9 protein-coding genes are annotated in these 11,628 nt (G+C 46.4%); all 9 read left to right on the top strand.

The annotated features are described in order from the left end of the window. Positions 1–27 precede the first annotated feature (27 nt). The gene (locus ACJ8PL_RS03575) at positions 28–1,044 is read left to right on the top strand and encodes a hypothetical protein (RefSeq protein ID WP_016928427.1); all 1,017 of its coding nucleotides are present in this window, start codon (positions 28–30) and stop codon (positions 1,042–1,044) included. Positions 1,045–1,072: 28 nt separating this feature from the next. Then, positions 1,073–2,212, top strand: a complete 1,140-nt coding sequence (locus ACJ8PL_RS03580; protein WP_049299856.1) for a glycosyltransferase family 4 protein — start codon at positions 1,073–1,075, stop codon at positions 2,210–2,212. Continuing rightward, positions 2,212–3,546 carry an O-antigen ligase family protein gene (locus ACJ8PL_RS03585; protein ID WP_442530824.1) on the top strand — a complete coding sequence of 445 codons (1,335 nt, stop codon included), beginning with the start codon at positions 2,212–2,214 and terminating at the stop codon, positions 3,544–3,546. The genes ACJ8PL_RS03580 and ACJ8PL_RS03585 overlap by 1 nt, the downstream gene beginning before the upstream one ends. Before the next feature lie 31 nt (positions 3,547–3,577). Beyond that, positions 3,578–4,636 (top strand): glycosyltransferase family 4 protein, encoded by a 1,059-nt coding sequence (locus tag ACJ8PL_RS03590; protein ID WP_240293965.1) that lies wholly within the window; start codon positions 3,578–3,580, stop codon positions 4,634–4,636. Further along, positions 4,636–5,700, top strand: a complete 1,065-nt coding sequence (locus ACJ8PL_RS03595; protein ID WP_016928422.1) for a glycosyltransferase family 4 protein — start codon at positions 4,636–4,638, stop codon at positions 5,698–5,700. Before ACJ8PL_RS03590 ends, ACJ8PL_RS03595 begins: the two co-directional genes overlap by 1 nt. A gap of 70 nt (positions 5,701–5,770) precedes the next feature. Continuing rightward, positions 5,771–7,186 (top strand): mannose-1-phosphate guanylyltransferase/mannose-6-phosphate isomerase, encoded by a 1,416-nt coding sequence (locus tag ACJ8PL_RS03600; RefSeq protein ID WP_028127955.1) that lies wholly within the window; start codon positions 5,771–5,773, stop codon positions 7,184–7,186. 63 nt (positions 7,187–7,249) lie between these two features. Further along, entirely contained in the window at positions 7,250–8,623 is a 1,374-nt protein-coding gene (cpsG, locus tag ACJ8PL_RS03605) for a phosphomannomutase CpsG (protein WP_028127956.1), read from the top strand. A 128-nt stretch (positions 8,624–8,751) separates the two neighbouring features. After that, positions 8,752–10,146 carry an undecaprenyl-phosphate glucose phosphotransferase gene (gene wcaJ, locus ACJ8PL_RS03610; RefSeq protein ID WP_049299854.1) on the top strand — a complete coding sequence of 465 codons (1,395 nt, stop codon included), beginning with the start codon at positions 8,752–8,754 and terminating at the stop codon, positions 10,144–10,146. 92 nt (positions 10,147–10,238) lie between these two features. Further along, positions 10,239–11,564, top strand: a complete 1,326-nt coding sequence (locus ACJ8PL_RS03615) for a cellulase family glycosylhydrolase (protein WP_050487525.1) — start codon at positions 10,239–10,241, stop codon at positions 11,562–11,564. Positions 11,565–11,628: the final 64 nt, after the last annotated feature.

Raw genomic sequence — 11,628 nt, forward strand, 5'->3', positions numbered from 1 at the left:
CCCGTAGCTTAATCGGATATTAGAAATATGAGTAAGTACATTGCGTATATCGAGTCACCGCTTCAGGCTTTTAATCTCATTGAATATCTTGATGCGAATGACATCATGCTCGATCTGCTGATTGTCAATAAGCGCTCGGCCAATTCCGCGTTGAATCATGGGCAGATCGTGTATCTGCTGAAGATGATTAAGCATCGCTCCTTGAAAACCATTGATGCTGAGGGGAATTTGGGCAATGCTTTTGACATTAAGCGGCAATTGAAGAGCGCGACTTCAGTAGTGAGTGCGAAGGAAACTGTCACTTTGATCGCCGGTGAGTACCGCGCCAGAGTTTTTTGGATTTTGGCGCATAAGTACCCAAAAAGGGATGTAGTTCTACTGGATGACGGTACGGCAACGCTCAGAATTAAACGTTACAATAATGTCACTACTCGGAGCATCGTAAAGTCGGTTTTCCTTAAGTCACTTGGCATGACCAATAATGAGCGCGAAAAAATAACCTTTTTCTCTGTGTATGACATTGAAGGCAATGTTTCAAAACGCGATGTGGTCATTAAACACAGTTACCAAAACTTTAAGGCTAAACTGGCCAGCCTTCCTGATGGCAAGAACAGAGTCTTCATTATAGGCACGCCGCTTTTTGAGGCGGGGGTAACGTCTGTTGATGATATTGATTTGACGCTTAAAATGATAAGCGATTTAAAGTCAAACCAGACTGATGCCGAACTGGTTTATATTCCTCATCGCCGCGAACGTGAAGAGAAAATAGAGGAAATCAGAAAGCATGTAGAGGTTCGTCGCTTGGACTTTCCCTTTGAGGTTTATCCGATTGTGGCTGGGGAGAACGTCAGGTCTATAGCCGGTTTTTATTCATCATTGTATGATAATCTTGTAAAGATATACGATGAAAAAATAAAAATAACCGCTTATGTTCTCGATGAGAAAGTTTTGTCGCCAGAGTGGGTCGGATTCGTCGGCGCAATTTATAAAAACTATGAGAGTTATGAAAACGCGGACATTACGCTGATTAAAAACAAACTTTAATCTTATAAATTATATTTTGGTGATGGGAATGAAGATTGCTTTAATTAACACGCTTTATGCTCCTTATAAAATAGGTGGTGCTGAGGTATCAGTCCAACTATTGGCTGAAAGTTTGCAACGGGCCGGGCATGAGGTTGGTGTATTTTGTCTTCATGAACTTGATGAGGTAAAGTATGACACTCTTAATGGCGTGCATATTGCCTATTTACCTCTCAAGAATGTGTACTGGCCGTTCAAGGCATCAGCTGCAAGCAAATTAAAAAAAGCGGTGTGGCACCTACTCGATTCTTATAATCCATTTATGGCTCGAGCCATGCGCAACGAGCTACGCAAGTTTTCTCCGGATGTGGTGCATACCAACAACCTCAGCGGGTTTTCCGTTGCTGCGTGGCGAGTGGCCAAGAAGTTGGGGGCGCGCGTGGTGCATACGACTCGCGATTATTATCTATTCCACCCCAATGGCACGTTGTTTAAACATGGCCAAAATATGGATGTACAGTCGCCTGCAGTGCGCATCACCTCTTATCTAAAGAAAAAAGCCAGTCAGCGCGTGGATGCTTTTGTTGGTATAAGTAAATATATTTCCGCCTTGCATCAGGGAAATGGATTTGCTCGCAACGCGGTGCATACGCATATCTACAACCCTGTCGCGGCGATAGACTACGTACCGACCGTCAGCGAAAAGGTCAGGATCGGTTTTGTCGGTCGTCTCACCGAAGACAAAGGGTTCGATGAGTTTTGTGCTCTGGCAAAACAGGCCAGCGGCGATCCCCAGGTTGCATTCTACGCCGCCGGCAGATTCAACGGTGACGCTTCTGGCGAGAAGTTGAAGGGGTTGGCGTTGGAAGCAGGCATTCATTTGCTTGGCTTTATCAAGATTGAAGAGTTTATGGCGCAGATTGACGCCGTTGTTCTACCGACGCGGTGGAATGAACCCTTTGGGCGGACAGTTGCGGAATCAGCCATCTCTGGTAAGGTTGTGTATACGTCTTTCAATGGTGGAGTGGCTGAAATCGCCGCTTTTTACGACAACATTTTCGAGCTAAAAGATTTTTCTGTCGCTAGTGTGGTAAGCGTCGTTAGAGAAAATAACAATAAATCGCGTCGTTCGTTTTTTGAACTGGAAAAAATAACCGATGCCTATGAGAGTGTGTATAGAGGGTCATAATGAGAGTATCGACAAAGTCGCTGGTTGTTTTTCTTTTGCTGACGTACATGGCATTGCTCTCATTGAACGGCGTCGTGACCGTCGCTGCGTATATGTCGACCAGGGCACTTTTGTTATATAAAGACTTTTTTGCCATGGCAGTTCCAGTTTTCGTACTAATACTACTTTTTGCGCGTAATCCTACCGTGTCAAAACAGTGTAGAAGCGTATTGGTCTTTTTCTTGTCAATGGTAGTCTTCTCGTTAGTTTATATTCTTTTTAGTATGATTGCCGGAAGATTTGATTTCTTCCGTTCTATAGTTCAGTTTCGCTTAGAGTTGCTTACATTCGGTTCTTTTTTCTTCGCGGCCGTTTTACTTCTTTTTGAATATAATGAACGTGTCGAAATTGTTAATAAAATCATCAAGTACTATATTTTCTTTGCCGTATTGAATGCGCTTTTTGCAGTCGCCGAATCCAGCTTGGCAGGCCTGCTTTATGCGCTAATCGGTTTTGACCCAGGCCCGCAGTTGACACAGTTTGGTAAAGAATATGGTCTTCTGCTGCGCACTATCCAAGGTCAATTACGTGCTTTTGGTTTGCTCACCGGGCCATTCAGCCTCAGTGAATATCTGTTCTTTGCACTGGTGTTATCGCCTTATGTAAGCGTAAAACATCGCAAAAAGTATATTCTTCTCACTATGGTAGGGATCGCATTTTCAACATCGAAAACGGCGATCATTATGGCGCTGCTTTATATCATGTTCCTGATGTTGAGACGCTTTTTCTCTCAACGTTTTAGCCTGAACTCAGTTACCATGGTAACGATGGTCTTGTCACTGTTCTTTTATATTACGACAACCAATTACAGTATTTATGAGATGATATTTCCGAAGGAGAATGCTTACGCGGAGAACAGCATTTTACTTCGTACAGTCAATATAGAGGCCGTGCGAGCTGACAGTGAATATTCGCCATTTATCGGTGCTGGGTATGCTGTGAATGGCAACGCAGTGATTGGTGATGACAATACGAACTCAATCCCGCTTGACAGTATGTATATCTACATGTTGTCGAATTACGGGAATGTCGGCATTATTATTCTTGTTATCGTTGCGTCGGTTATTCTTGGCATTCTTTATCAACGTACTCGTCTTGGCCTTAACCCCAGTATTTACCTATATTGGATGATCTCGCTATCGATGAACTTTGTTTATAATAATCCGTTGACAAACTATCCAGGCTACATATTCCCAATTGTTATCTCAATCTTGTTATTGTCGATTAGAACGCCCGAGACGGGAGCCGTGAGTCGGTCAAAGAAGAATGTAGGCTATATTCAATCGCTACATTGACGCGATATTATTTAAAGTTACGAGGTAATTAATGATCTATGTCAATGCGCGATTTTTAACGCAGGATTTGACAGGTGTTCAGCGGTTTGCTCAAGAAATATGTCTTGCGCTGAGTAAAATTAGGCATGATGTCATTTTTGTATCGCCACCTAATATTATTCATCACGATATCGCGTCGCAATTGAATGTTCAGGTAGTGGGTAAGAAAAGTGGCCACTTTTGGGAGCAGTTGGAGCTTCCTGCTTTTTTAAGGAAAAAGAAAAGTCCGCTTCTCATTAACCTTTGTAATACGGCACCGATCTTTTATCGTAATAAAATTGTTACTCATCACGACATTATATATAAACGCTATCCGCAAAGTTACTCTGCAAAATTTCGTTTTGTTTATAATAATCTAGTCCCTCTGATGCTACGTCACAGTAAGGCGTTGATCACGGTTAGTGAGTTTTCTAAAAAAGAAATTAGCCAAGCGTTTGACTACCCATTAAACAATATTTACGTAATCTATAATGCGGTCTCTGAGCAGTTTAAACCCGCTGCGCCAGTATCCGATACAGAGCGCCCCTATTTATTGGCTGTTTCGTCTCCAAATTATCACAAAAACTTTCATGGTCTGATTGCCGCTTTCTCTAAAATGGCAAACAGCCAGGATGTAACACTGAAAATCATTGGAGCCGCCAATAAGAACTTCGCGGATGTGGGGTTTTCGACAAAAGAAGGTGCGGCGAACGATAACATACAGTTTTTGGGGCGGGTGAGCGATCAACAGCTTGTCGAACTCTATTCTCATGCTCGTGCCTTTGTGTTTCCTTCTTTATATGAAGGGTTTGGCATTCCTCCGTTAGAAGCACAGGCCTGTGGCTGCGCGGTAGTATCGTCCAATCGCGCTTCTTTGCCCGAGGTGTTGTTGCAGAGTGCATTGTACTTTGAGCCAGAGAATATCCCGGAAATGCAACAGGCACTGGAGCGGATTATACAGGATGAAGCGTTGCGCCAAACTTTAATCGCTGAGGGTTTTGAGAATGTCAAACGTTTCGATTGGATGCGTTCGGCTGCAGCGTTGAGCGAGATAATGACGAGAGCTATGTAATGAAAAAAAAAGTGCTGCATGTTGCCGAAACAGTGAAAGGTGGCGTCGCTACGGTAATTAGACAACTTGTACAGCAAAATGATGAATTTGATTTTTACTGTGTGTTGCCCGATAGCCAATACCGCGAGATCGGGGCTTTCCCTGATGAAAAAATGAAGGTATTTTCGCGCACCGGGAGAAATATCCCTTCATTTATCTCTTTGGCTATTAACTATATCCAGTTAGTGCGTAAAGAAAAACCGGATGTCATTCACGTCCACAGTACTTTTGCAGGGGTTGTTTGCCGGTTGTTAACGCCATTGGTAAGAATGACGTGCAAACCCAAAATTATTTATTGCCCACATGCTTTTTCTTTCCTGATGGACACTTCAGAAAAGAAAAAAAAGGTCTATGCCAAGATAGAGAAAGTACTGCAAAAGAATACCGATGTGATCATCTGTACCAGCGAATATGAGAAAAGAACGGCACTGATGGCCGGAATGGATCCGGGTAATTTGACCGTGGTTTATAACGGCGTAGAGCCTCCTGTCGCGTTGCCCGATGAGACTAACCCTTATCATCAAGATAAAATTAATATATTGTTTGTTGGCCGCTTTGATTACCAAAAAGGATTTGATTTGGTTCAGCAGATTGCCGATAAACTGGATGACAGATTTTTAATCACGATCGTCGGCGGCAATGTGCATGCGAAAGAACAACCCGCGCCTCATGTCCGAATGGACTTTAAAGGCTGGTTGACGCCTTCAGCGATGGCTCCTTATTTCACTTATGCGGATGTGTTGTTGATGCCAAGCCGCTGGGAATCGTTCGGCCTTGTCGCCGTTGAGGCAGAGAGCTATGGGTTGCCTGTGGTCGCCAGCCGCTGCAGTTCATTGCCGGAGGTGGTGAATGAAGGTGTTACGGGCTATCTGTTTACGACCAATGCAGCTGATGAGGCCGCTGAAATACTGAGTACTCGCGACAAGCGCGATTGGGGTGCAATGAAAGCAGACTGTGTCGATTTCTACAATGCTAATTTCACTTCAGAAAAAATGGTATCCAATACCTACCGTCTTTACAGATAATCGATACATCCACGTTTTTTGGAATGAAAATAAATTTTTTTCCTATTATATTTAATCGGTGAGAGTAAAAATGAGTAACCTTTATCCTGTTATTATGGCTGGGGGAACAGGAAGTCGCCTGTGGCCGCTTTCTCGTGAATTATTTCCCAAACAGTTTTTAGCACTGTGCAACGAGTTTTCCATGTTGCAAACAACGGTCATGCGGCTTAAAGGGTTAGACATTATTGATCCTCTTGTTATATGTAACGAAGAGCATCGTTTTATCGTGGCTGAACAGCTACGACAAATAACGCGTTTGTCACATAATATTATTCTGGAGCCGGTAGGGCGTAATACCGCGCCGGCGATTGCGCTCGCCGCTTTGCAGGCCGTTTCCAGCGGTGACGATCCGCTGATGTTGGTATTGGCCGCGGATCACGTCATTCAGGACGAAGAGATTTTCCGCGACGCGGTGAATCAGGCTATTCCTTATGCTGAAGCGGGTAAACTGGCTACTTTCGGCATAGTACCGACGGGCCCGGAAACGGGCTATGGGTATATTCAAAAAGGTACCAGCATCGACGGTTCCAGTATTTGCGGCGTTTCGCGGTTCGTTGAAAAGCCTGATCTTGATACTGCGCAGCAGTATCTGACCAGCGGTGAATATCTCTGGAATAGCGGTATGTTCTTGTTCAAAGCCAGCCGTTACCTGGAAGAATTGGGGCGCTTCCGCCCAGATATTTTGGACGCGTGTAAGCTGTCGCTCGCGCATCTGACCCCTGATATGGACTTTATCCGCGTTGATCGAAACGCTTTCATCGCCTGCCCGGATGAGTCTGTCGATTATGCCGTGATGGAACAGACTGCAGATGCTGTCGTCGTGCCTCTGGACGCGGGGTGGAATGACGTCGGATCATGGTCTGCGTTGTGGGAAATCAGCGAAAAAGACACAAAAGGGAACTCTACTTTCGGTGATGTTCTTGAGCATAACTGTTCAAATAACTACATTCGCGCGGAGCATAAATTGGTGGCCGCTGTTGGGGTGAACAATCTGGTTGTGGTTGAAACCAAAGACGCCGTGTTGATTGCCGATAAAGATAAAGTGCAAGACGTGAAGGAAATCGTCAATCAGCTGAAACGGCAAAAGCGCTCCGAAAGCAAACAGCACCGTGAGGTTTATCGTCCATGGGGCAAACATGATGCGATTGCGCAAGGCGATCGCTTCCAGGTTCGCCGCATTACCGTGAAGCCTGGTGAGAAATTGTCCTTGCAGATGCATCATCATCGCTCGGAACACTGGGTAGTGGTGTCAGGCACCGCCAAAGTGCATACCAATGGAAAAATGCAACTCATCAGTGAAAACGAATCCATTTATATCCCTCTTGGGGTTGAACATTCTCTCGAAAACCCGGGAAAAATCCCGTTGGATTTGATTGAGATTCAATCGGGTGCCTATTTGGGCGAGGACGATATCGTGCGAATCGGCGATTCCGCTCAGCATAATTAAGAATTTTGGTGCGGCGGATATTTGAGCCGCATCGCTGTATTTACATTTGGTAAGGATCTCAATATGTCTCAATCATTGACTTGTTTCAAAGCATACGACATTCGCGGGCAACTAGGTGAAGAACTGAACAGCGATATCGCCTATCGTGTCGGCCGTGCCTATGGAGAGTTTTTGCAACCTCAAAGCGTTGTCGTCGGGGGAGACATTCGTTTGACCAGCGAGGAACTAAAACTCGCGTTGGCTGAGGGGCTACGCGATGCTGGGGTTAATGTTCTGGATATTGGCGTCAGTGGGACTGAAGAAATCTATTTTGCCACTTTCCACTTAGGTCTCGATGGTGGCATCGAAGTGACGGCCAGCCATAATCCTATGAATTACAATGGAATGAAGCTGGTGCGCAGCCAAGCCAAGCCGATCAGCGGTGATACCGGTTTGCGCGATATTCAGCGCCTGGCGGAAAATAACAGCTTCGCTGCGGTTGATCCGGCCAAGCGCGGTAGCTACGAAAAAATATCGATTGAAAAAGAGTATGTGGATCATCTGCTGGGCTATGTGAATACGGCTAACTTCAAACCGTTGAAGCTGGTGGTCAACTCCGGTAACGGCGCGGCCGGTCACGTCATCGATGCTATCGAATCGCGTTTCAAGCAGCTTCAGGTGCCGGTTGAGTTTATCAAGGTTCATCACCAGCCTGACGGCAATTTCCCCAACGGGATCCCTAACCCGTTGCTGCCGGAATGTCGGGAAGATACGGCGCAAGCCGTGCGCCAGTATAAGGCGGATATGGGGATCGCGTTTGACGGTGATTTCGATCGCTGCTTCTTGTTCGATGAGAACGGTGGATTCATTGAAGGTTACTATATCGTTGGCCTGCTGGCCGAGGCGTTTCTGGAGAAAGACGGCGGGGCGAAAATCATCCATGACCCACGCTTGAGCTGGAACACCATTGATGTGGTCAAGCAGGCGGGCGGAGTGCCGGTGATGTCGAAAACTGGCCATGCATTCATTAAAGAACGTATGCGCCTGGAAGACGCCGTATACGGCGGCGAGATGAGTGCCCACCATTACTTCCGCGACTTTTCATATTGCGATAGCGGCATGATCCCATGGCTGTTGGTTGCGGAGTTGCTGTGCATTAAAAACAAGACGCTCGGGGAGTTGGTCGGGGATCGTATGATCGCGTATCCAGCATCGGGTGAAATTAATAGCAAACTGCAAAATCCAAAAGCCGCGATCGAAAGAGTATTAAATCGCTATCGGCCTACGGCGCTGGAATTTGACACGACCGATGGCATTAGTCTGGAATTTGCAGATTGGCGATTTAATTTACGCAGCTCGAATACTGAGCCGGTGGTGCGTTTGAACGTCGAGTCGCGAGCCAATCCTGCACTGATGCAGAAGAAAACAGAGGAAATACTGGCCTTGCTTCGAAGCTGATCTCTGGTTTTAAAGCTATATTCTAATGCTGGGCGGGCGGTATACGGCCCAGCATTGCGAAGTGATATAGGTACCAGAGAAAACTAACAAAAGGCATCTATACTATGATAGTTAATAGGCAGTTATCTATGAACGGTTTCCGTCGGGGTGTGTTGCATACTAATGCGTCTCTTACTTCAATGCTTCAGCGCTTCTCTGATATTTTCGTTATCTTTAGCGGATTGTACTTATCCTGCTTAATCTCCGGTGCCGCATTCAGCATGCAGCACTGGATTATGGTATTAATTTCGATCGTCATCTTCCAAATGATTGGTGGTATTACTGATTTTTATCGATCATGGCGTGGTGTGCGTGCGGGTCTGGAAATCCAGCTCATTTTGCAAAACTGGTCGTTGAGCCTGCTGTTGACGTCGGGCACGGTGGCGCTGATAAATGTGTTCAACAACGAATATTCCATTTATATCCAATGGTATCTGTTGGTGTGCTGCGGTTTGATCATTACGCGCAGCGTGATCCGGCTGCTCTTGGGATACATGCGCAATATTGGTTTCAATACCCGTAATGTGGCCATCATGGGGGCGATGCCCGTCGGCATTCGCCTGGCAGAGTCTTTGCGTGATGCTCACTGGATGGGATTTAAAGTGTTGGGCATTTACGACAATGATAATTCTCCATTGAACAGCAAGATTGAGCGCTGTGGCGACTTGTCTCAACTCGTCAGCGATGCAAAATGTGGGCGTATTGATCGGGTATATATCGCAATGTCGATGGAGCAGGAAAAATTGATCAAAGATACGATTGCGGATCTTTCTGATACGACCTGCTCAGTGATGCTGATTCCTGATATCTTTACGTTCAATATATTACAGTCGCGTTCTGAAGAAATTAATGGCGTCCCTGTCGTTTCATTGTTTGATACCCCGATGAGCGGGATTAATCAGGTGATTAAGCGTATTGAAGACATCATTCTGTCAATATTTATTCTGCTGTTCATATCTCCGGTTCTGTTGCTGATCGCCGGTATGGTTAAGTTTACCTCTACCGGCCCGATCATCTTCAAACAAAGGCGTTATGGCATGGATGGTAAGGCTATCGAGGTATGGAAGTTCCGTTCGATGACCGTGATGGAAGATGGCGATAAAGTCGTTCAAGCGAAAAAAGGGGACTCGCGTTTAACACCGGTCGGCGCTTTCTTGCGACGCACCTCGCTGGATGAACTGCCGCAGTTTGTCAATGTATTGAAAGGCGACATGTCGATCGTAGGTCCAAGGCCGCATGCCGTGGCACATAATGAGCAGTATAGAAAGTTGATCAACGGCTATATGCTGCGCCATAAAATGAAGCCAGGCATTACGGGATGGGCCCAAATCAATGGTTGGCGTGGCGAGACGGATACGTTGGAAAAAATGCAAAAGCGCGTTGAGTTCGATTTGGACTATATCCGTAACTGGAGCGTTTGGTTGGACATTAAAATCGTCTTCCTGACCATTTTCAAAGGATTCATTAATAAAGCGGCGTACTGAGGTTTTCTCCGAGCGTCGCGCCCGGGAAATGCGGATTTCCTGATCTCTGGGGTATTGAGACGATTCATTTTTCTTTTAAAACTGGAGGTCAGATGTTGACTAAATCAAGCCGTAAACGGATGCGTCGCCAGGGACCCGCCGCATCGCTGGCTCTCGCATTGCCGCTGATGTTCATCAGTGCGAATGCGTTGGCTTTCGAAGTCGGGGTGCATGCGCATTTTCGCTGGTATCCCAACGATCCGGATAAATATTTGGAGCTGATCAAGCGATACGGTTTCACGTCGTATCGTGCGGATTTTCCCTGGAGCGGGTTGGAACAGCAAAAAGGGCAGTATGTCATAACCGGCAATATGCAAAAGGCTGACCAAGCGTTTAACGATGCTCAGGCGAAATTCGGTCTGAATGGGTTATTAGTATTGGCGTACGGTAACAAGCTTTACGATCCATCGGGTTATCCAACCACCCCTGAGGCCATTCAGGCATTCGCCAATTATGCGTATTGGACAGCGTCTAAATACAAGGGCAAGATCAAGTATTACGAGATCTGGAACGAATGGACGAATGCCACTGCAATTAAGCCAAAGCCGCGGACGCCTCCGCCGCCGGAAGTTTTCGTCGCGCTGGTGAAAGCAACGGCGGCTGCGGTGAGAAAAGCCGATCCCAACGCAATTGTCATTACGGGAACGGCTAACCCAACAGGCACTCGCGATCCTTCCTGGGTTGATAACATCGTTAAACTCGGCGTGTTGAATTACGTTGATGGCTTCTCTATCCACCCTTACTCGTATGGCAACGATAATTACGCTATACGGGCCCCTGAGGGGAACCTCGGCGTCGTGGATAAATTTGAGGCCCGGCTTGCAAAGGCAGCAGGTAAGACGGTGCCGATTTATATCACGGAAATTGGCGTGCCAACCTATGACGGTAAAGGCGGGTTATCAAAAGATGTGGCCGCGCAATATGTGGTGAAATATACCTTCCTGGCCAAATCGCGTCCCTTTATTAAGGGGGTATGGTGGTACGATTTGCTCGATGATGGCGACAACCCGAAAATCAACGAACATCGATTTGGGTTGCTGACGCGGAACGGCCAACCGAAGCCGTCGATGCTGGCTTTAAGTCAGGTGGCAGATGTTGCGCGATCCTATTCCGTCGAAAAATATCAAGTGCTGCCGGGCGGGAAAATCTCCATAGCCCTGAAAGGCAATAATCAGCATGCGATGCTTTTCTGGCAGGAAAAACCGGTGAGCCAACCTGCAAGCGGCATTTCTTCAAGCCTGCGCAGTTTTATGTCTGCTGAAGCTCCGCAAAACCAAAGTGCCACACCGCTCAAAGAGGTTCAGGGGAATACGGCCGCACCCGATGGTGATGTACCGGTAATGATGCGCTCCAGTGCCCCTATAGCATCGCCTTGGTAGGCTATCGAGAGCGCCGTACGCGCCGTGAATAAAAAACCGCAAGCTTAATAAGCTTGCGGTTTTT

Source organism: Serratia sp. CY83965, assembly GCF_052166375.1.
Classification (GTDB): Bacteria; Pseudomonadota; Gammaproteobacteria; order Enterobacterales; family Enterobacteriaceae; genus Serratia; species Serratia marcescens.

Excerpts from the sequence above, each read along its gene's own strand:
- ACJ8PL_RS03595 (WP_016928422.1), top strand. The coding sequence starts at position 4,636 with ATGAAAAAAAAAGTGCTGCATGTTGCCGAAACAGTGAAAGGTGGCGTC.
- ACJ8PL_RS03615 (WP_050487525.1), top strand. The coding sequence starts at position 10,239 with ATGTTGACTAAATCAAGCCGTAAACGGATGCGTCGCCAGGGACCCGCC.
- wcaJ (WP_049299854.1), top strand. The coding sequence starts at position 8,752 with ATGAACGGTTTCCGTCGGGGTGTGTTGCATACTAATGCGTCTCTTACT.
- ACJ8PL_RS03585 (WP_442530824.1), top strand. The coding sequence starts at position 2,212 with ATGAGAGTATCGACAAAGTCGCTGGTTGTTTTTCTTTTGCTGACGTAC.
- ACJ8PL_RS03580 (WP_049299856.1), top strand. The coding sequence starts at position 1,073 with ATGAAGATTGCTTTAATTAACACGCTTTATGCTCCTTATAAAATAGGT.
- ACJ8PL_RS03600 (WP_028127955.1), top strand. The coding sequence starts at position 5,771 with ATGAGTAACCTTTATCCTGTTATTATGGCTGGGGGAACAGGAAGTCGC.
- ACJ8PL_RS03590 (WP_240293965.1), top strand. The coding sequence starts at position 3,578 with ATGATCTATGTCAATGCGCGATTTTTAACGCAGGATTTGACAGGTGTT.
- cpsG (WP_028127956.1), top strand. The coding sequence starts at position 7,250 with ATGTCTCAATCATTGACTTGTTTCAAAGCATACGACATTCGCGGGCAA.
- ACJ8PL_RS03575 (WP_016928427.1), top strand. The coding sequence starts at position 28 with ATGAGTAAGTACATTGCGTATATCGAGTCACCGCTTCAGGCTTTTAAT.